Origin of the sequence: Arthrobacter sp. SLBN-83 (genome assembly GCF_006715285.1) — a bacterium.
Lineage (GTDB): Bacteria > Actinomycetota > Actinomycetes > Actinomycetales > Micrococcaceae > Arthrobacter.
The window spans coordinates 599,885-619,797 of record NZ_VFMX01000001.1 but is presented as its reverse complement, the minus strand read 5'-3'; the positions used below and the strand labels follow the sequence as shown (position 1 = coordinate 619,797).

The following is a 19,913-nucleotide window of genomic DNA, read 5'->3' as shown; positions in this document are numbered from 1 at the left end:
GCGGGCTGGTCACCTCAGGTGACCAGCCCGCCGTCGTTGTTCTACTTGGCTTAGCTGTGCTCGGTGGCGTTGGGCTGCCACGCGCCCGTGACCAGGTAGGTCACCTTTTGGGCGACGGAAACGCCGTGATCCGCGAACCGCTCGAAGTAGCGGCTGGCAAGGGCCACATCCACGGTGGTGGCAGGCGACCCGGACCAGTCGGGGGCCGCGATGGCCTTGAACACGCTCAAGTGCAGATCATTGATGGCCGTATTGGCCTTGAGGATGTCCCGGGCCACCTCAAGGTCGCGGCTCTCCAGCAGGACCGTCAGCTTGTCCGCGATTTCCTGGTCCAGTTGGGCCATCCGGTTGAACGTGTCCGTCATGGACTCCGGAATCACCGTGGAGGGGTAGCGGAGGCGGGCCAGCTGGGCGATGTGGCGGGCCAAGTCGCCCATCCGCTCCAGGGAGGCGCTCATCCGAAGGGAACCCACGATCATGCGCAGGTCGCTGGCGACGGGGCCCTGCAGCGCCAGAATGTCGATTGCCCGCTCATCCAGGCTGTTCTGCAGGAAGTCGATGCGCGCATCCGCTGCGATGACGTCCTGGGCGAGGTCCACGTCCGCTACCTGGAAGGAGGTAGTGGCCTTGGCCATCGCTTCGCTGACCAGCCGGGAAATCTCCACCAGCTGGTCACCGACCTGGGTGAGCTCTTCCTGAAAAACCTTACGCACGTGGGCGTCCTTTCCTTGGAATTCCCCGCCGGCCGCTCCAGGGCAGCAGGAATCGTGTCGCCGTTGGGCGCTCTAACCACCAACTCTGGCATCGCCCGGTAAACGATTATGCCCACACAGATGAACGTTAGTTGAACCGTTCGCCGGATGGCCCGGAAGGCGGCGGACGGCTCCAGGCAAGAGCATAAAGTGGAGCTGTGGATCCTATGCTCATTGGTCTGGTTGCCGGCCTTATCGGCCTGGCGCTTGGCACGTTCGGCGTGCTTGCCTACCGGGTCAGCGAGAAGCAGCGCGAGCTGTTGGACGTCGAACCCGAGGAGCTTGCGCTTCCGGCTGGTGCAGCGGAGGTGCTCGCCGTCGTGGGACGTGCCTTTGTGGTGCTGGACGATGTGGACGGCGTGGTCCGTGCCAGCCCCGCAGCCTACGCATACGGACTGGTCCGCGGGCACACCGTGGTCCACAAGGAACTCCTGGACATGACCGCCGGGGTACGGCGGGACGGCGTCATCCTCGAAAAGCAATTGGAGCTTCCGCGGGGGCCGCTGGGGCAGGGAACCATCATCGTCCAGGTCCGGGCAGCCATGCTGGGTGAGGAATACATTCTCCTCCTCGCCGATGACCGTACCGAGATCACCCGCACCGAAGAGATCCGCAACGACTTTGTGGCCAACGTATCGCACGAGCTGAAAACCCCGGTGGGCGCCATCTCCCTGCTGGCCGAGGCGCTCGAATCGTCGGCCGATGACGAAGAAGCCGTCCGCCGCTTTGCCAAGCGCATGCACAAGGAATCGGCCAGGCTGGCAGCCCTGGTCCAGGACATCATCGAACTTTCCCGCCTGCAGGGCGCCAGCGTGACGCAGCAGGGCGGACCCGTGGACATCAACGCCGTCATCGCCGAGGCCGTGGACCGGTCGCAGCTTCCCGCCGAGAGCAAGAACATCAGCATCGTGGTGGGTGGGCGCACCGACGGCAAGGTGTTCGGCGACCAGGACCTTTTGGTGACGGCGCTGCGCAATCTCATCGACAACGCCATCCGCTATTCACCGCCCAACACCCGCGTGGGGATCGGCGTGCGTTCCAGGGAAGGCCTGGTTTCGGTTTCCGTAACCGACCAGGGGGAGGGGCTCAGCCCCGAGGAGCAGGAGCGCGTCTTCGAGCGTTTCTACCGGGTGGACGCGGCCCGGTCGCGCCAGACCGGGGGTACCGGCCTGGGCCTCAGCATCGTCAAGCACGTGGCTTCCAACCATGGCGGTGAAGTAACGCTGTGGTCCCAGCCCGGGCAGGGATCCACCTTCACCCTCCGGCTGCCCGAAATGGAAGGGCAGGAGGGCGACGCCGGGCCTTCAGTTCCGGAGGCACCGGCAGTGGCGCCGGCGCAGGCCCGGGAGACGTCCGGGCAACCAGCCCTTACCCAAGTACCCCGCGCCACCGGCGCAACAGAACCGGGCGCTACAGAACAAGGAGCCAGAGCTTGAGCAGGATTTTGATTGTGGAGGATGAGGAATCGTTCAGCGATCCCTTGTCCTATTTGCTGGGTAAAGAAGGGTTCGAGGTGGAGGTGGTGGACAACGGTCTTGACGCCATCACCGAATTCGACCGCAACGGCGCCGACCTGGTGCTGCTCGACCTGCAGCTTCCGGGCCTCTCCGGCACTGAGGTGTGCCGCCAGCTCCGCCAGCGTTCAAGCGTTCCTGTGATCATGCTGACCGCCAAGGACTCCGAGATCGACAAGGTAGTGGGCCTTGAACTCGGCGCGGACGATTACGTGACCAAGCCCTATTCGTCCCGGGAACTGGTGGCCCGCGTCCGGGCCGTGCTGCGGCGCCAGGGTGAGCCGGAGGAGCTGGTTTCGTCGACTGTCCAGGCCGGACCCGTCCGGATGGATATCGAGCGGCACGTGGTGAGCGTTGACGGTGAGCAGGTGCTGCTTCCGCTGAAGGAATTCGAGCTGCTGGAGATGCTCCTGCGCAACTCGGGCAGGGTGCTGACCAGGGGCCAGCTGATCGACCGTGTGTGGGGCTCCGACTATGTGGGGGACACCAAGACCCTGGATGTTCACGTGAAGCGCCTCCGCAGCAAGATCGAGCCCGATCCCTCTGCCCCGCGCTACCTGGTGACTGTCCGCGGCCTCGGTTACAAGTTCGAACCCTAAGCGCGCCGGATGGCGGCATAACAAAAGGGAGGAGCCGTGGGGCTTCTCCCTTTTGTTATGCCTGCCGGCCTCCTGCGGCCGGAGACCGCTTAGCGGCTGGTGGCGGTTGCGGTAGCGCTCGGAGTGGCGCTGGCGGACGAGCCCGCCCCTGCCGACGAGCTCTCGCTTGCGGGGGAGCCGGCGCTGGCTGACGAACTCGGGCTTGCTGAAGAGGAAGACGTCGCCGAGGAGCTCGGGGTGGGGACGTAGTTCTTGTACTCCTGGAGGGTGGCGTCCAGGACAGGAACCTTAATGGTGTTGCTGACGTTGGTGCCGTTCTCGCTGACCTTGACGTCCACCAGGGAGCCGGGCTTCCCGCCGGTGGTGCTCAGGATGGCGGCATCAGAGTTCTCGTTGAGCAGCGTGTAGGAGTTGGCCTTCACCGGAACCTCGGTCTGCGAGCCCTTGGCGCCGTTGACGGTGAGCTTCACGTCCTTGGAGGAGGAGTTGTAGACGGCGCCGATCAGGCGGCCGGGCTCATTTTCGCCGGCGGAGACGATGAGGATGTTCCGCAGCTGCAGCGGACCGAGGTCCGCGCGGATGCCGTCCGAGGCGGAGTACTGATGGCTGGTCTGCTGGGGCGTGATGTAACCGCAGCCCGCGGTCAGCAGGCTGGCGCCAAGGGCAGCAGCCGTCAGTGCCAGTTTGCCGCGCTGGGCCCGGTTCATCGCAGTGGAACGCACGTCACGTACTCCTCAAGAAATTTGAAGTCTTTTTCAGCCATAGCCTATCCGCAAAGAGGGTCAAACGAGGATTCGGCCGTGTCACAACCCCTGTGCGAGCGCTCACGCGATGCACTAATCTGCCCATTCGTCAAGAGGGTGGACGAGGTTGATTGGGCCGTTTTTCCGCGTATTTTCGCGGTTCGAGGCTCTTTCCCGGGCCGGTCATATGCCTGAATCGTGATAAACTGGTCAGCGGGAAAGGGGAAATGTCCACATGGTATTTGAGGTCGGCGAGACAGTAGTTTACCCTCACCACGGTGCTGCGAAGATTGAAGAAATCAAGATGCGCACCATCAAGGGCGAAGAGAAGATGTATCTCAAGCTCAAGGTGGCCCAGGGTGATCTGACCATTGAAGTTCCAGCAGAGAACGTTGACCTTGTTGGGGTCCGGGACGTAGTGGGCAAGGAAGGCCTGGAGCACGTGTTCGATGTGCTCCGCGCCGAGTTCACCGAGGAACCCACCAACTGGTCACGCAGGTACAAGGCAAACCTGGAGAAGCTTGCTTCCGGTGACGTCATCAAGGTGGCAGAGGTTGTTCGCGACTTGTGGCGCCGGGATCACGACCGGGGCCTTTCCGCAGGCGAGAAGCGAATGCTGGCCAAGGCCCGCCAAATTCTGATTTCAGAATTGGCGCTGGCTGAGAAGACCGACGAGGAGAAGGCTGCAAGCGTTCTCGACGAGGTCCTGGCTTCCTAAGAATTTAGCCCCGGCTGCACGCAAGTGCCGCCGGGGCTTCTTTTTTACCCACGCGGGTGTCGCGCTTGCGCACGTGCCGGCGTCGTAGGCTAGTCCGCATGAGTGAATCACCTCCGCGCCTGGTCACAGCTGTCATCCTGGTGGCCGCAGGTTCAGGGCAACGCCTTGGATACGGCATGCCCAAGGCGGCCGTGCCGCTGGGCGGCGAGCCAATCCTGATGCATGCCCTGCGGGGCATCGTTGCGTCCGGGGTTGCCACGCAGGTGTGCGTCGCCCTGCCCGCAGGAGAGCAGGGCCTGCGCCAATTGTGCGACGACTTCCGCGGCGAACTTGCCGACGGCGGACCCCTCCTGACGCTTGTCGACGGCGGATCCACCAGGGCGCACTCCGTCCGGGCCGGCATCGCTGCGCTGATGGAGGGCATTGAGGCGGTCCTGGTCCACGATGCTGCGCGCGCACTTACACCCGAGTCGGTTTTCCACCGCGTCTCCGATGCGCTTGCCGCCGGTGCCGATGCCGTGATTCCCGCGCTTCCGGTCGTGGACACCGTCAAAACGGTGACTGCCACCACGGGGGAGGACGCGGCCCTCGCGCCCGAGGTTGTCACGGGGACTGCCCGCCGCGAGGAACTGCGCGCGGTACAGACGCCCCAGGGGTTCAGGATCGGCACGCTGTTGCAGGCGCACCAGGCGGCGCAGGCCCTGGATGAGGAACAGTCAGCGGCTGTCACCGATGACGCCATGCTGGTTGAAATGCTGGGCACTCCCGTCCACGTGGTCCGCGGCTCGACGCAGTCCCTCAAAATCACCACGCCACTGGACCTGATCTTCTCCGAAGGCCTCCTGGAAGGTCCGCTCGGAGCCCGGTGGGTGGAAGGATGAGCCAGGACATGGCCTTCCCCCGGACGGGCGTGGGAATCGACGTCCACGCGTACGCCCCCGAAGACGCCCCCCGTCCGCTCTGGCTGGGCGGGCTCCTTTGGCCCGGCGAACGTGGCCTTGCCGGGCACTCTGATGGGGACGCCGTGGCGCATGCCGCCGCGGACGCGCTGTTCTCCGCCGCCGGCATCGGCGACCTTGGCACGCACTTCGGCACCGACCGTCCGGAGTTCGTCGGTGCCTCCGGCGCCACCCTCCTCGCAGAGGCGGCCCGGATCGTCCGGGAGGCCGGTTTCGAGATCGGCAACGTCGCGGTACAGTTCGTGGCCAACCGGCCCAAGTTCGGGCCCCGGCGGGAGGAATCCCAAAAGGTCCTCAGTGACGCGGCCGGCGCTCACGTGGGGGTCACGGCAACCACCAGCGACGGCCTGGGCTTCACCGGACGCGGCGAGGGCATTTCGGCAGTGGCCACCGCCCTGGTGTACCCGCGGCGGTCCTAAGCCATCGGCTAGTCTTGAGCGGTGACCTTGCGCTTCTATGACACCGCCTCCGCCGAAATCCGGAACTTCGTCCCCCTCGTCGAGGGCAAGGTCAGCCTCTATTACTGCGGAGCCACGGTCCAGGGCATGCCGCACGTGGGCCATATCCGTTCCGCCATCGCCTTCGACCAGCTGACGCGCTGGCTGCAGTACCGGGGGCTGCGCGTCACCGTCGTCCGCAACGTGACGGACATCGACGACAAGATCCTGGCCAAGTCGGAGGCTTCCTTCGCACCGGACTTCAGCCCGGAAGCGGGGGAGGTGGCCCGCGAAGAGTGGTGGGCGCTGGCGTACCGCTACGAGCGCGAATTCCTGAAGGCCTACGACACCCTCGGCGTTTCGCGCCCCACCTACGAACCGCGGGCCACGGGGCATATCCCCGAGATGCATGCGCTGATCCAGCAGTTGATCGACCGCGGCCACGCCTACCCGGCACTGGATGATTCCGGCGATGTCTACTTCGACGTCCGCTCCTGGGACAAGTACGGCGCACTGACCCGGCAGAACATCGATGACATGCAGGCAGCGCCCGACGCCGATCCCCGCGGCAAGAAGGACCCCCGCGACTTTGCGCTGTGGAAGGGTTCCAAGGAAGGGGAGCCTGCCACCGCCAGCTGGGCCTCGCCCTGGGGCGCCGGCCGGCCCGGCTGGCACCTTGAGTGCTCTGCCATGGTCACCAAGTACCTCGGCACCGCCTTCGACATCCACGGCGGTGGCCTGGACCTGCGCTTCCCGCACCACGAAAACGAAATGGCGCAGTCGCAGGCGGCCGGCCACCCGTTCGCCAACTTCTGGATGCACAACGGCATGGTGACGTACCAGGGCGAAAAGATGTCCAAGTCCATCGGCAACACCATCAGTCCGGCCGAAATGCTGGAACTGGCCCCGCCCCGCGTGGTGCGCTACTACCTGGGCCAGGCGCACTACCGCTCGGTGCTGGATTACCGGCCCACGTCGCTGCAGGAGGCCGCGGCCGCCGTCGAACGCATTGACGGGTTCCTGGCCAAAGCGGCGGCCCGGTTCGGTGGCGACGCCGGCATCGCCGACGGCAACCACGGCGCCTCGGCCGGAATCGACGCATTCTGTGAGGCCATGGACGACGACCTCAACGTCCCCCGCGCTTTGGCGGCCCTGCACGACACCGTCCGGGCCGGCAACACTGCCCTGGCCGAGGGTGACGACGCCGCCGCCCGGGACGCCCTGCAAGCGGTAGCCCTTATGACCGACGTCCTGGGCCTTAACGCCGTCGCGGGGTCCGCGGCCGTGAGCACTCGGGAGGCTGACGCGCTGGAAGTCCTCGTGGAAGCGCAGCTGTCGGCGCGTGCCGCTGCCCGGGCCGAAAAAGACTGGGCAGCCTCCGACGCCATCCGGGACACCCTGAACCAGGCCGGGGTTGTGGTGGAAGACGGCCCGGACGGCGCCACCTGGAGCCTCAAGCGCGACTAAGGCCCACCACCAAGCCCGGCTGAACCTCTCCGAACAACCAGCAGCCCCCGATTTTTTTCGGGTCAGTAGACTGGTATGCAGACTCAGTCAGCACAATCAAGGGTGGAACATCATGGCCAACAATGGTCGCCGATCGGTGAAAGCGAAGAAGGGCCCAACCGTCGGAACCGGTGGCCATGGCCGCAAGGCCCTCGAAGGCAAGGGGCCCACGCCCAAAGCCGAGGACCGCGTCTACCACAAGGCCCACAAGGCAAGGCAGCTCGCCGAACGCTCCGCCGCGAAGCGCGGCACCGGTGCCCGCAGCGCCGGCGCCGGCAAATCCGGACCCAAGGGGCGTGCCACCGAGGAAGTAGTCACCGGACGCAACTCGGTGGTTGAAGCGCTGCGTGCGGGCATCCCGGCCAAGGCACTGCACGTGGCCATCCGCATCGAGATGGACGACCGCGTCAAGGAATCCCTGAAGCTCGCCGCCGAACGCGGTATCCCGCTGATGGAGACCGGCAAGCCCGAGCTGGACCGGATGACGGATGACGCCGTCCACCAGGGCCTGGTGCTGCAGATCCCGCCCTACGAGTATCAGGACGCCTACGAACTGGCCGAAGAGACCGTGGAGAAGTGGAAGAAGGGGCACATCGCCAACGCCCCGCTCTTCGTCGCCCTGGACGGCATCACCGATCCCCGCAACCTGGGCGCCATCATCCGCTCCGTCTCCGCCTTCAGCGGTCACGGCGTCATCGTGCCCGAGCGCCGCTCCGTGGGCGTCACCGCCTCGGCCTGGAAGACCAGCGCCGGTGCGGCTGTCCGCGTGCCCGTGGCCCGCGCCTCCAACCTGAACAACGCCCTGAAGCAGTTCAAGAACATGGGCATCTTCGTGCTGGGGCTCGACGGCGACGGCGACGTTTCGCTGCCTGACCTCACCTTGGCCACCGAGCCGGTGTGCATCGTGGTGGGCTCTGAAGGAAAGGGCCTGAGCCGCCTTGTCCGGGAAAACTGCGACCAGATCGTCTCCATCCCCATCGATTCGGCCATGGAGTCACTCAACGCCTCGATGGCCGTGGGCATCTCGCTGTATGAGGTCTCCCGCCAGCGCGCCGCGGGATAATTAGCCGGGACCCACGTCCCCCGGCAGCTTTCCCGGCGCCGCAGAGGCGTCAGGGCTGGTCAAGTGGCAATGGCCGCTACTATTTAGGTGATGGTCATGCCGCTTTTCGACACCACGCCCGCCATGGACGCCTCCACGGCTGTTCCGCTTGGCGTGACGGTTCCACGCGCTGATTCCGGCGGTACCCGCCACCATGCGGGCGGGCGCGCCAATGTTGCCTGCTTCGCGCCGGACGTCCCCAGCCTGGACATCGCCTACTGCCCTCCGGGCGGGGAGTGGCGGGTCCAGACCCTGCCCAACATCAGCAGGGGCGTCCACCACGGCATCGTGGAGGACTTGCCCTACGGGTCGCGCTACGGCTTTCGTCCGTCGTCGGACAACCAGCCGTTGCCGCCTGCCGTTCCCATGGGCAACAACGGCGGCAACGGGTCAGCCAGGCAGCCATTGCTGTTGGACCCCTACAGCAGGGGAGTTGACCAGCGCGACGGCGTCCTCACCAGCGTCCGCACCGCCGCCGACTTTGACTGGGGAACGGACGAACGCCTGCGTCTTCCCTGGCGCAACACCATCGTCTACGAAGCCCATGTCCGCGGCCAGAGCATGCTCCATCCGGACGTGCCGAAAGAACTGAGGGGCACCTACGCCGGCCTGGCGCATCCTGCTGTCGTCGAGCATCTCACCAGCCTGGGCATCACGTCTGTCCAGCTGCTGCCTGTCCACTTCCACATCGACGAACCGCACCTGCAGGACCTGGGGCTCAGCAACTACTGGGGTTACAACACCGCTGCCTTCTTTGCTCCGCACCCCGGGTACGCCACCCAGGCTGCGCAGGAAGCCGGTGCACAAGCGGTCCAGGACGAATTCAAGGCCATGGTCAAGGCCCTGCACGCCGCCGGGCTGGAGGTCATCCTCGACGTCGTCTACAACCACACGGCAGAGGGCGGAGTTGAGGGGCCGGTCCTGAACTTCAAGGCACTGGGGAAGGACACCTACTACCGGGTGGACGACCACGGCAAATTCGTCGACACCACGGGCTGCGGCAACGCGCTCAACTTTGCGGACCCGCGCGTGGTCCAGTTGGTGACCGATTCCCTGCGGTATTGGGTGGATGAGTTCCACATCGACGGCTTCCGCTTCGACCTGGCCGTCACACTGTGCCGTAATGCCGCAAACGAGTTTGATCCCAAGCACCCCTTCCTCACCGGCGTCGCCGCCGATCCCGTCCTGTCCGAGGTCAAGCTGATCGCCGAACCCTGGGACATTGGCTACGGCGGCTGGCAGACCGGCCAATTCCCGCCCGGGTGGGTGGACTGGAACGACCACTTCCGGGATGCAGTGCGGACCTTCTGGCTGGCAGACCGGGCAGCTATAGACGCAGGCGGCCATGGCGGAACCATGGCCAAGCTGGCGGACGCCCTGTCCGGTTCCGCAAGCCTCTTCCAGGCGTCCGGCCGCTCGCGCCTGGCGTCGGTCAACTTCGTCACCGCCCATGATGGCTTCACCGTGAACGACCTCGTGTCCTACGACCGCAAGCACAACGAGGACAACGGCGAGGAAAACAGGGACGGGCACGGCGACAACCGCAGCTACAACCACGGCGTGGAAGGCCCCACGGAGAACGGCGTAATCCTGGCAAAACGTGCCCAGTCCAGGCGCAACCTCATGGCATCGCTGATGGTGTCTCTGGGAGTGCCCATGATCACCGCCGGAGACGAGCTGGCAAGGACGCAGCAGGGCAACAACAACGCCTACTGCCAGGACAACCACATCACCTGGCTGGATTGGACGCTGTCGCCGGAGGCACACGAAATGCTGCGCAGCACCAAGCGGTACATCCGGTTGCGCAAGGAGTTTCTGGCCGCCCAGCCCCACGACTTCCCGGTCCGGGACGAGCAGTCCTACCTTTACTGGTTCGACCACGAGGGCCAGCCCATGTCCGCCGACCGCTGGAACGATCCGCACTGCCGGGTCATGCAGCTCCTGTTGGGGGATGACAACGGCGAGCTGGCCGGCCTGGTGGTGGTCAACGGCAGCGCCTCCGACGTGGAGGTCACGCTCCCCGACGCAGGGAGGCGGACCCCCAGCCTGTTCGAGCTTCGGCTGACCACCTCACCGCGCCACAAGGAGCGGCAGGGAATCCAGGTGCCTTCGGGGGAAACCGACCTCGCCGAGGCCAACTCCATCAGCATTTACCGCACGTAGACACCTCCAAAGATCAACCCACCGGCCGGCAGGTACCCCCGAATGCGCAACCGCTCCATCGTTCCCTTGCTCATCACCACCCTGGTGGTGCTGGCCATGGTGGCATTCGGCGGGGCGGGGTTGCTGGGCCAACAAACGGAAAGTGCGACGCCGGGAACGGCCTCCAGCCAAGGGTCCACTCCGGGCGGCACGGCTGCGTCAGGGGCGGCCAAGCAGTCTGTGCCCCACCGGGCGGCCAACCCGTCCAACCTGCCGGAAATCCGGGAGTCGGCGCTCCCCGTCGAAGGCCGGAGGGTGCTGGCGCTGATCCGCGCGCGCGGCCCATACCAGTACAGCCAGGATGACCAGGTATTCGGAAACTTCGAACGGGTCCTGCCGGTCAAGGACCGGGGCTACTACCGCGAATACACCGTTCCAACGCCCGGTGAAGGGGACCGGGGTGCCCGGCGCATCGTGGCGGGGAATGGCGGCGAGAAGTATTACACCGGGGACCACTACGCAACGTTCAAGTACATAGCGGAAGGCAGCTAGCACAACCATGAAAATCTTCTCCGGCGACACCTGGACCCTGGAAGAACTGCAGGAACAGGTGGCTGACGCCGGCCGCCGCAGCGTGGTGGTCCCGCCCGCGGACAGCAAGCGCGCCGTCCTGGAAACCTTCGGTGAGGTCCTGGACTTTCCCGAACACTATGGCGTGAACCTCGACGCCCTGAACGACTCGCTCCACGACTTCGCGGACAGCATCACCGACAACGGCAACCCGCCCGTCACGGTCCTGTGGCAGGTGGCCGCCCCGTTCCGCAGCGACCGGTCGTTCGGCATCATCTGCGAAATCCTGCAGGACGCCGAACGCTACGCGGGCAAGGACCTGGCCGTCACCGCCGTACTCCTCTGAAGCAGCTCCTACTTTAAGGGCGGCGCACCCCGGCTAGCCCTGCGGGCGCTCCTCATGCGAAACATAGGTGTCCAGCAATGCCGAGGCCCTGCCGCCGTCGTCCTCTGCTGCCAGGCCCTTCCGCATGCTGTCCGCCTTCTGCCGCCCTGCCGGGAAGGGCGGCAGCAGCGGGATCTCGGGGTCGGTCAGCACCTCGATCACCACAGGGCAGTCTGCGGCGAAGGCCTGCTCCCACGCCTCTGCAAGCAGCTCCGGGTCTTCAACACGGATGCCTTTGAGCCCCAGCAGGTCGGCGTAGCCGGCGAAGGGAAAATCGGGCAGTTCCTGGCTCGCGGCAAACCGCGGCTCAGCCTCCGACTCACGCTGCTCCCACGTGACCTCGGTCAGCTCCCGGTTATTGAACACGCACACCACGAACCGGGGGTCCTGCCACTGACGCCAGCGGTGCGCCACCGTGACCAACTCCGCCACGCCCAGCATCTGCATGGCGCCGTCCCCGGCCAGGGCCAGCAGGGGACGGTCAGGGTGGGCCAGCTTGGCGGCGATCCCGTACGGGATGGAGCAGCCCATGCTGGCAAGCGTCCCGGAAAGGTGCGCAGGGACGCCCTGGGGCAGCACCAGTTGGCGGGCGTACCAGTAGACGCAGCTTCCGACGTCGACACTCACCAGGGCGTCTCCGGGCAGCCTGCCGTTGAGCTCGCGCACCACGCGTTCCGGGTTGACGGGGCTGGCGGGGACGGCGGCACGGTCTGCCGCCAGGATGCGCCAGCGGCTGACTTCTGCCTCCACCTCCGAGCGCCACTGGGTCCGCGGACGGTGCTCCAGGCGTTGGTTGAGGGCCTCAAGGGCTGAGGCGGCGTCGCCTGCCAGGCCCACCTCGACGGGGTAGCGGTTGCCGATCTTCTTCTCGTCGATGTCGATCTGGACGGTACGGGCAGCGCCGGGCGGCGGATAGAACTCGGTCCAGGGGTCGTTGGAGCCCACGATCAGGAGGGCGTCGCAGGTGCCCAGCAGGTGCGCGCTGGCCGTGGTGCCAAGATGTCCCATGGTCCCCACCGCGATGGGCAGGCTCTCATCCACGTAGGGCTTGCCCAGCAGGCTGGTGGCGATTCCCGCGCCAAGCTTCTCCGCAATCGCCACTACTTCGTCGCGGGCGTGCCTGGCTCCCTGCCCTACCAGGAGCGCTACCCGTTCCGCCGAATTGAGCAGGGCGGCAGCGGCGGCGAGGTCCTCTTCACGGGGAGTCTTGGCCGCGGCGCTCCAGGACGGCGCGGTGACCACGATGCCGTGCTGCTGCCCAAGCTCCGGGGCCGGCGCAGACTGCACGTCGTGGGGGATGATCACCACGCAGGGGGAGGAGGTGGCCTTCGCCGTCCGGAAGGCCCGGTCCAGCACCATGGGCACCTGCTCCGCCGCGCTGACCTGTTGCACGAACTGGGAAGCGACGTCCTTGAACAGCGCCATGAGGTCGATTTCCTGCATGTAGGCGGAACCCAGCACGGTGCGGCTCTGCTGTCCCACGATGGCCACCACCGGCACGCCGTCCAGCTTGGCGTCGTACAGCCCGTTGAGCAGGTGGACGGCGCCGGGGCCCTGGGTGGAGGTGACCACCCCTACGCCGCCGGTGTATTTGGCATGGCCCACGGCCATGAATGCGGCCGACTCCTCATGCCGCGCCTGAACAAACTCAACCTGTCCCTCGGTGCGGCGCAGGGCGCCCATGAACCCGTTGATTCCGTCCCCGCTGTAGCCGAAGACCCGGTCCACGCCCCATGTGGTGAGGCGCTCCACGATTACGTCGGCCACCGTGCGTTCGGTCATTGGTCCTCCTGGTTGGGTTCCTGGCCTGCCTGCCAGGAACCGTACCCATCAGACCCGGGGGCTAAGCGTTGACGATCAGTCCCAGCTCGGCCTTGGACGCCAGGGCCTCATGCCGCGGCAGGACCCGGACGGTGTAGCCGAAGGGCCCGGAGCGGTCGATCACCAGGGAACCGCTGAAAAGGTGGCGCCCGTTGCCCAGGTCCTCCTTCACCTGCAGCTCCATCATGGTGATGTCCGCCAGGGCGTCGTTCTCTTCCGCCCGCCCGTAGGCCACCTCCACGCAGACATCGTCCGGGGTGAGCGCGTTCAGGGCCACGTAGGCGTTGACCTGCAGGGTGTCGCCGATCTGCGGATCCTCGGACACGCCCACGGAATCCACATGCTCCACATGCACCTGCGGCCACGCGCCGCGAACCTTCGCCGACCAGGACGCCAGTGCCCGCGCCTGGGCGTAGGAGTTGGCGGTGGCGCTGCGGCCCGCATCCGCGGCGGGACGGTACAGGGTGTTCACGTAGTCCCGGAGCATGCGCTCAGCCGAGACCTGCGGCCCTAGGTGGGACAGGGTGTGCTTGATCATGGACACCCAGTGGGTGGGCACCGTTTCGCTCCTGGTGGTCGACGGCCCCGCAGCGCCGGCGCCCTCGGAGACCGTGCTCCCGTAGAAGCGCGGAGCCACCTGCGTTTCCAGCAACTCGTACAGCGCCGCGGCCTCGATGTCGTCACGTTCCTCCGGCGAGGCGTCGTTGTTGGCGGTGGGGATGGCCCAGCCGTTCTCGCCGTCGTACATCTCGTCCCACCAGCCATCCAGGACGGACAGGTTCAGGGACCCGTTCAGTGCTGCCTTCATGCCGGACGTACCGCAGGCTTCCAAAGGCCGCAGCGGGTTGTTCAGCCAGACGTCGCATCCGGGAAACAGGGTCCTGGCCATGGCGATGTCGTAGTTGGGCAGGAATGCGATCCGGTGCCTGATTTCGGGATCATCCGAGAAACGCACCAGGTCCTGGATCATCTTCTTGCCGGCGTCATCGGCGGGGTGGGACTTGCCGGCGATGACCAGCTGGATGGGGTGTTCCTTGTGCAGGAGCAGTGCCTTGAGCCGGGCAGGTTCGCGCAGCATCAGGGTGAGGCGCTTGTAGGTGGGCACGCGGCGGGCAAACCCGATGGTGAGCACGTCCGGGTCCAGGACGTTGTCCGTCCAGCCCAGCTCAGCGTCGGCGGCGCCGCGCTTCTTCCACGCGGCACGCAGCCTGCGCCGGACGTCCTCCACCAGGGCCGCCCGCAGTTCCCGGCGCAGGGCCCAGACGTCGGCGTCGCTGACGTTGTAGGCGAGGTCCCACTTGCCCAGGGCTTCCGCCTCGCTGCCAAACTGGTCGCGGGCCAGCTTGGAGATGCGGCTGTCCACCCACGTGGGCACGTGGACCCCGTTGGTCACGGAGGTGATGGGCACCTCCGAGTGGTCGAAGCCCGGCCACAGTGCGGAGAACATGCCGCGGGACACTTCGCCGTGCAGCTTGGCCACGCCGTTGGCGCGCTGGGCCAGGCGCAGGCCCATGACGGCCATGTTGAAGACGGAGGGGTTTCCGTCCGCGTAGTTTTCCCGGCCGAGTTCCAGGATCCGGTCCACCGGCACCGCGGGGGCCAGCCCGGCCTGGAAGAAGTGGCTGATCTGGTTGATTTCGAACCGGTCGATGCCGGCCGGAACCGGCGTGTGGGTGGTGAACACCGTTGAGGCGCGTCCGGCGGCCAGTGCTTCGTCGAACGTCAGTGCCTGCTCGCCGGACATCAGTTCCTGGATGCGCTCGATGCCCAGGAACCCGGCGTGACCCTCGTTGGTGTGGAACACTTCCGGGGCCGCGCAGCCGGTCAGTTTCTGGAAGGCGCGCAGGGCCTTGACCCCGCCCATGCCGAGCAGCAGCTCCTGCTGGAGCCGGTGGTCGCCGCCGCCGCCGTACAGCCGGTCGGTGATGCTGCGGGCGGCGTCGTCATTGCCGGGAACGTTGGAGTCCAGGAGGAGCAGGGGAACGCGTCCGACGTCGGCCCGCCAGATGTGTGCCAGCAGGCGCCGGCCGTTGGGCAGGGGCAGGGAGATCTCCAGTGCCTTGCCGTTGCCGTCCGGGGACGGCTCGCGGAGCAGGGTGAGCGGCAGCCCGTCAGGGTCCAGGACGGGATAGGTCTCCTGCTGCCAGGCGTCGCGGGAGAGGGACTGCTTGAAGTAGCCGGCCTGGTAGAGCAGGCCCACGCCGATCAGGGGGACGCCCAGGTCCGAGGCCGCCTTGAGGTGGTCACCGGCAAGGATGCCCAGGCCGCCCGAATACTGGGGAAGGACCTCGGTGATGCCGAACTCGGGGGAGAAGTAGGCAATGGCGGCCGGAGCATCGGGCCCCAGTCCCTGGTACCAGCGCGGCTCCTCAAGGTACCGGTCAAGGTCCTTTTCGGCGGCGCGCACCCGCTCCACCACGGACTGGTCCGCGGCGAGCTGCTGGAACTCCTCGCGGCTCACCATGCCCAGGAAACCTATGGGGTCCTGCCCGCTTTCCTCCCACAGACGCGGGTTCAGCGCGGCGAAGAGTTCCCGGGTGGGGCGGTGCCAGGACCACCGCAAATTGCTGGCCAGCCTGGCCAGCGGCCGAATGGGCTCGGGGAGGACTGTACGGACCGTAAACCTGCGGATTGCCTTCACCTGCGTCACACTAACCGACAACATGCGCGGCCGGAACCAGCTTTCGGTTTCTTTTGGGTAAATGACAGGGGCGTGAAGAAATTGGGCCGCGGCACGGCGTATTTAGTGAGCAGGCTTAGCAATCCTGCGCATTTCTCGCTAACGTCAAGCCTGTGACGACTAACTCAGGAACCAGTGCAGCATCCACCAAAATGCCCCAGCGCCGAATCACCGAGGGCCTGCGGTTCGGACGTTTTCCCATCACCGCCGTGCAGCCTGTCGTCGAGGACGGCAAGTTCCCGGCCAAGGCCCTGCCCGGCGAAGCGATCGTGGTGGGCGCCACCGCCTTCCGCGAAGGCCATGACATGCTCGGCGTCAGCGCAGTGCTCCTGGACCCGTCCGGCGCAGAGCGCCAGCGCGTCCGGCTTGCGCCGCCCCGCGGGGAACGCGGCATGGGCACGGACCGCTGGGAAGGCATCCTCACGCCGTCGGAAACCGGAAACTGGTCCTTCGTCATCGAAGCCTGGCACGACCGCTACGGCACCTGGCACCACAACGCGGAGGTGAAGATCGACGCCGGCATCGACGTCGAACTCATGCTTGCGGAGGGTGCCAAGCTGCTTGGTGAAGCCGCCGCGGAGGACTTCCGGGACGACGTGGACCGGGCAGCCCTGCAGCGTGCCGCGGACGCACTCGCGGACCAGTCCCGCAGCACCGAGGAGCGCCTCGGGGCAGGATTCAGCGCGGAGATCGCGGACATCGTGGCCCGCCAGCCCATCCGCGAACTGGTGACCGTGTCCCGAAAATACCCCCTGCTGGTGGAGCGGGACCGTGCCGGGCGCGGCGCCTGGTACGAGTTCTTCCCCCGGTCCGAAGGCGCCGTCAAGGACCACAACACCGGCGCGTGGACCTCGGGGAACTTCCGGACCGCGGCAAAGCGGCTTGACGCCGTGGCGGCCATGGGCTTCGACGTCCTGTACATGCCGCCCATCCACCCCATCGGCCTGCAGCACCGCAAGGGCCCCAACAACACCCTTGTGGCCGGCCCCAACGATCCCGGCTCACCCTGGGCCATTGGAGCCAAGGAGGGCGGCCACGACGCCATCCATCCCGACCTTGGCACCTTCGAGGATTTCGATGCCTTCGTGGCGCGGGCCAACGAGCTGGGCCTGGAAGTAGCCCTGGATCTCGCGCTGCAGGCAGCACCGGACCACCCGTGGGTACAGTCCCATCCTGAATGGTTCACCACCCGGGTGGACGGCAGCATTGCCTACGCGGAAAACCCGCCAAAGAAGTACCAGGACATATATCCGCTCAATTTCGATAATGACCCGGAAGGCCTTTCCCAGGAAATTCTGCGGATTGTGCTCCTTTGGGTCAGCCACGGGGTAAAGATTTTCCGGGTGGATAACCCGCATACCAAACCCGTGTGGTTCTGGGAATGGCTTATTGCGGAAGTGAATAAAGCCGAGCCCGGCGTGGTGTTCCTCGCCGAAGCCTTCACCCGGCCCGCCATGATGCACGCACTGGGCAGGGCAGGGTTCCAGCAGTCCTACACCTACTTCACCTGGCGGAACACCAAGAAGGAAATCCAGGAGTACTTCGACGAGGTCAGCCACGAGTCCCCGGCGTTCTTCCGCCCGAACTTTTTCGTCAACACCCCGGATATCCTCACCGAATTCCTGCAGTACGGGGGACCGGCGGCATTCCGCATCCGGGCGGTGCTTGCCTCCACCGGAAGCCCGCTCTGGGGCGTCTACGCCGGCTATGAGCTGTTCGAGCACGTGGCCCGGCCCGGCGCGGAGGAGTACATCGACAACGAAAAGTTCGAATACAAGGCCCGCGACTGGGATGCGGCCGCGGAATCAGGGCGCTCGCTGGCCCCGTACATCACCCGGCTCAACCACATCCGGCGGGACCATTCGGCGCTGCTGGACCTGCAGAACCTGACGGTCCACCAGAGCACGGACGACTCCACCGTGGTCTTCTCCAAGCACAAGACGCTTCCCGACGGGTCCAAGGACACCATCATCGTGGTGGTCAATGTGGATCCGCACGTCACCAAGGAATGCAGCGTGGCGCTGGACCTGGCAGCCCTGGAACTGGACCCGCAGGACCTCACGCCGGGCGGCGGCTTCTATGTGGATGACCTGATCTCCGGCCAAAGCTGGGAATGGGGCGAGTACAACTACGTGCGCCTGGATCCGCACGTGGAGCCCGCCCACATCCTGAGCGTGAGGAGAATGCATCAGTGAATTTCAATCCGCAAAGTTCCGGCCACTTCACCCCAAAGAGCACGTTCGAGCTAAATGCACCCGGCCTTCAGCATGACCCGTTGTGGTACCGCAAGGCAGTGTTCTACGAAGTACTTGTGAGGGCCTTTGCGGATGCCAACGGCGATGGGTCCGGGGACTTCTCCGGACTCATCGACCGGCTGGACTACCTGCAGTGGCTGGGCGTCGACTGCCTCTGGCTGCCCCCGTTCTTCCAGTCGCCGCTGCGGGATGGCGGCTATGACATTTCCGATTACAACTCCGTCCTGGACGAGTTCGGCACCATCAGCGATTTCAAGCGGCTGGTGGCAGAAGCCCACGCCCGCGGCGTCCGGGTCATCATCGATCTCCCGTTGAACCACACCTCGGACCAGCACCCCTGGTTCCAGGAATCCCGCAAGGACCCGGACGGCCCGTTCGGAGACTTCTACGTCTGGAGCGACACCGACGAGAAGTACCAGGATGCCCGCATAATCTTCGTTGACACGGAGGAATCGAACTGGACGTTCGATCCCATCCGGCGGCAGTTCTTCTGGCATCGGTTCTTCAGCCACCAGCCGGACCTGAACTTCGAAAACCCCGCGGTGATCGACGCGGTCTTTGACGTGGTCCGGTTCTGGCTGGACCAGGGGATCGACGGTTTCCGGGCCGATGCCATCCCCTACCTCTACGAGGAAGAGGGCACCAACTGCGAGAACCTGCCGGCAACGCATGAGTTCCTCCGCCAGCTCCGGACCATGGTGGATGAAAACTATCCCGGCCGCGTGATCATCGCCGAAGCAAACCAGCCGCCCAACGAGGTGGTGGAGTATTTCGGCACCGTGGAGGAACCCGAATGCCATATGGCCTTCCACTTCCCCATCATGCCCCGCCTGTACTACGCCCTGCGGGACCAGAAAGCCGCCCCCATCATCGAAACTATGCGCGAAACCCCGGATATCCCCGAGGGCGCACAGTGGGGCACCTTCCTCCGCAACCACGATGAACTGACCCTGGAAATGGTCACCGCCGACGAACGGGCGGCGATGCTCGGGTGGTACGCGCCGGACCCGCGCATGCGGGCCAACATCGGTATCCGGCGCCGGCTCGCCCCTTTGCTGGACAACTCCCGGGCCGAGATCGAGCTGATCAACGCGCTCCTGCTCTCGCTTCCAGGCAGCCCGTTCCTGTACTACGGGGACGAAATCGGCATGGGAGACAACATCTGGCTTGAGGACCGCGACGCCGTCCGCACGCCCATGCAGTGGAACCCGGACCGGAACGCCGGCTTCTCGCACGCGGATCCCGGCAAGCTCTACCTGCCGCCCATCCAGTCCCTGGTGTACAACTACGCCATGGCCAACGTGGAAGCGGAGGCGGCGCATTCAGGGTCCCTGCTGCGCTGGACCCGGCAAATCCTCAGCGTCCGCAAGAACCACCCCGCCTTCGGGCTGGGCGGATTCAAGCACGTGGAAGCAGACCATGACGCCGTCCTGGCGTACCTGCGGGAGCTGCCGGCCGGCAACCCTGCCGGTGCCGACGCCGAGACCATACTTTGCGCCTTCAACCTTTCCCAGCACCCGGTGGCTGCCACGCTGCGCATCCCCGAATATGCCGGGCGGGGGCTCCGCGATGTCTTCGGCGGCCAGATCTTCCCTGGCATCGGCGACGACGGCACCCTCACCCTGACCATCGGAAGCCACGATTTCTTCTGGCTCCGGTTGCGCTCGGCGGGGTCCAACCCGTCGTCGCCCTACACCCAGGCCATGCCCATCCTGTCGATAGAGAACTGA

General features: G+C 65.9%; 16 protein-coding genes. 12 read left to right on the top strand and 4 right to left on the bottom strand.

From position 1 onward, the window contains the following. Positions 1-50 precede the first annotated feature (50 nt). Positions 51-713: a phosphate signaling complex protein PhoU gene (phoU, locus tag FBY30_RS02710; RefSeq protein ID WP_142131128.1), complete on the bottom strand. Its 663-nt coding sequence runs from the start codon at positions 711-713 to the stop codon at positions 51-53. Positions 714-919: 206 nt separating this feature from the next. On the opposite strand from phoU, the gene FBY30_RS02705 reads away from it, so the two are divergent. Together FBY30_RS02705 and FBY30_RS02700 are read left to right on the top strand one after the other, a co-directional pair. Then, a complete protein-coding gene (locus FBY30_RS02705; RefSeq protein ID WP_200830743.1) occupies positions 920-2,188 on the top strand; it encodes a sensor histidine kinase in 1,269 nt (422 codons plus the stop codon). After that, positions 2,185-2,865 (top strand): response regulator transcription factor, encoded by a 681-nt coding sequence (locus FBY30_RS02700; protein ID WP_142131127.1) that lies wholly within the window; start codon positions 2,185-2,187, stop codon positions 2,863-2,865. Before FBY30_RS02705 ends, FBY30_RS02700 begins: the two co-directional genes overlap by 4 nt. Positions 2,866-2,954: 89 nt before the next feature. Here FBY30_RS02700 and FBY30_RS02695 read toward each other — a convergent pair whose 3' ends face one another. After that, positions 2,955-3,572, bottom strand: coding sequence for a hypothetical protein (locus tag FBY30_RS02695; protein WP_142134840.1), 618 nt, complete (start codon positions 3,570-3,572; stop codon positions 2,955-2,957). 271 nt (positions 3,573-3,843) lie between these two features. On the opposite strand from FBY30_RS02695, the gene FBY30_RS02690 reads away from it, so the two are divergent. The 8 genes from FBY30_RS02690 to FBY30_RS02655 all read left to right on the top strand — a co-directional run bounded on the left by FBY30_RS02690 (position 3,844) and on the right by FBY30_RS02655 (position 11,388). Next, entirely contained in the window at positions 3,844-4,326 is a 483-nt protein-coding gene (locus FBY30_RS02690; RefSeq protein WP_011690592.1) for a CarD family transcriptional regulator, read from the top strand. A gap of 98 nt (positions 4,327-4,424) precedes the next feature. Then, the gene (gene ispD, locus FBY30_RS02685) at positions 4,425-5,207 is read left to right on the top strand and encodes a 2-C-methyl-D-erythritol 4-phosphate cytidylyltransferase (RefSeq protein ID WP_142131126.1); all 783 of its coding nucleotides are present in this window, start codon (positions 4,425-4,427) and stop codon (positions 5,205-5,207) included. Between the two features lie 8 nt (positions 5,208-5,215). After that, the gene (ispF, locus tag FBY30_RS02680; protein WP_200830623.1) at positions 5,216-5,704 is read left to right on the top strand and encodes a 2-C-methyl-D-erythritol 2,4-cyclodiphosphate synthase; all 489 of its coding nucleotides are present in this window, start codon (positions 5,216-5,218) and stop codon (positions 5,702-5,704) included. Positions 5,705-5,725: 21 nt separating this feature from the next. After that, positions 5,726-7,189: a cysteine--tRNA ligase gene (cysS, locus tag FBY30_RS02675; protein WP_142131124.1), complete on the top strand. Its 1,464-nt coding sequence runs from the start codon at positions 5,726-5,728 to the stop codon at positions 7,187-7,189. Between the two features lie 112 nt (positions 7,190-7,301). After that, on the top strand, positions 7,302-8,291 hold the full coding sequence (gene rlmB / locus FBY30_RS02670; RefSeq protein WP_142131123.1) for a 23S rRNA (guanosine(2251)-2'-O)-methyltransferase RlmB: 990 nt from the start codon (positions 7,302-7,304) through the stop codon (positions 8,289-8,291). A gap of 90 nt (positions 8,292-8,381) precedes the next feature. Next, entirely contained in the window at positions 8,382-10,493 is a 2,112-nt protein-coding gene (gene glgX / locus FBY30_RS02665; protein WP_142131122.1) for a glycogen debranching protein GlgX, read from the top strand. A 42-nt stretch (positions 10,494-10,535) separates the two neighbouring features. Next, on the top strand, positions 10,536-11,024 hold the full coding sequence (locus FBY30_RS02660) for a ribonuclease domain-containing protein (RefSeq protein WP_142131121.1): 489 nt from the start codon (positions 10,536-10,538) through the stop codon (positions 11,022-11,024). Between the two features lie 7 nt (positions 11,025-11,031). Continuing rightward, positions 11,032-11,388 carry a barstar family protein gene (locus tag FBY30_RS02655; protein WP_142030245.1) on the top strand — a complete coding sequence of 119 codons (357 nt, stop codon included), beginning with the start codon at positions 11,032-11,034 and terminating at the stop codon, positions 11,386-11,388. 33 nt (positions 11,389-11,421) lie between these two features. Here FBY30_RS02655 and FBY30_RS02650 read toward each other — a convergent pair whose 3' ends face one another. Both FBY30_RS02650 and glgP read right to left on the bottom strand, forming a co-directional pair. Continuing rightward, positions 11,422-13,209 carry a thiamine pyrophosphate-requiring protein gene (locus tag FBY30_RS02650; RefSeq protein ID WP_142131120.1) on the bottom strand — a complete coding sequence of 596 codons (1,788 nt, stop codon included), beginning with the start codon at positions 13,207-13,209 and terminating at the stop codon, positions 11,422-11,424. Positions 13,210-13,270: 61 nt separating this feature from the next. After that, the gene (gene glgP, locus FBY30_RS02645; RefSeq protein ID WP_200830622.1) at positions 13,271-15,889 is read right to left on the bottom strand and encodes an alpha-glucan family phosphorylase; all 2,619 of its coding nucleotides are present in this window, start codon (positions 15,887-15,889) and stop codon (positions 13,271-13,273) included. A 191-nt stretch (positions 15,890-16,080) separates the two neighbouring features. Here glgP and FBY30_RS02640 point away from each other — a divergent pair, with 191 nt between their 5' ends. Both FBY30_RS02640 and treS read left to right on the top strand, forming a co-directional pair. After that, positions 16,081-18,123: an alpha-1,4-glucan--maltose-1-phosphate maltosyltransferase gene (locus tag FBY30_RS02640; RefSeq protein ID WP_142134838.1), complete on the top strand. Its 2,043-nt coding sequence runs from the start codon at positions 16,081-16,083 to the stop codon at positions 18,121-18,123. Next, on the top strand, positions 18,120-19,913 hold the full coding sequence (gene treS / locus FBY30_RS02635; protein ID WP_142131118.1) for a maltose alpha-D-glucosyltransferase: 1,794 nt from the start codon (positions 18,120-18,122) through the stop codon (positions 19,911-19,913). Before FBY30_RS02640 ends, treS begins: the two co-directional genes overlap by 4 nt.

What these genes read in the sequence shown, in the direction of transcription:
- FBY30_RS02705 (WP_200830743.1), top strand. Translation starts at nt 920, where the DNA reads ATGCTCATTGGTCTGGTTGCCGGCCTTATCGGCCTGGCGCTTGGCACG.
- FBY30_RS02695 (WP_142134840.1), bottom strand. Translation starts at nt 3,572, where the DNA reads ATGAACCGGGCCCAGCGCGGCAAACTGGCACTGACGGCTGCTGCCCTT.
- FBY30_RS02690 (WP_011690592.1), top strand. Translation starts at nt 3,844, where the DNA reads ATGGTATTTGAGGTCGGCGAGACAGTAGTTTACCCTCACCACGGTGCT.
- ispD (WP_142131126.1), top strand. Translation starts at nt 4,425, where the DNA reads ATGAGTGAATCACCTCCGCGCCTGGTCACAGCTGTCATCCTGGTGGCC.
- ispF (WP_200830623.1), top strand. Translation starts at nt 5,216, where the DNA reads ATGGCCTTCCCCCGGACGGGCGTGGGAATCGACGTCCACGCGTACGCC.
- rlmB (WP_142131123.1), top strand. Translation starts at nt 7,302, where the DNA reads ATGGCCAACAATGGTCGCCGATCGGTGAAAGCGAAGAAGGGCCCAACC.
- glgX (WP_142131122.1), top strand. Translation starts at nt 8,382, where the DNA reads ATGGTCATGCCGCTTTTCGACACCACGCCCGCCATGGACGCCTCCACG.
- FBY30_RS02660 (WP_142131121.1), top strand. Translation starts at nt 10,536, where the DNA reads ATGCGCAACCGCTCCATCGTTCCCTTGCTCATCACCACCCTGGTGGTG.
- FBY30_RS02655 (WP_142030245.1), top strand. Translation starts at nt 11,032, where the DNA reads ATGAAAATCTTCTCCGGCGACACCTGGACCCTGGAAGAACTGCAGGAA.
- FBY30_RS02650 (WP_142131120.1), bottom strand. Translation starts at nt 13,209, where the DNA reads ATGACCGAACGCACGGTGGCCGACGTAATCGTGGAGCGCCTCACCACA.
- FBY30_RS02640 (WP_142134838.1), top strand. Translation starts at nt 16,081, where the DNA reads ATGCCCCAGCGCCGAATCACCGAGGGCCTGCGGTTCGGACGTTTTCCC.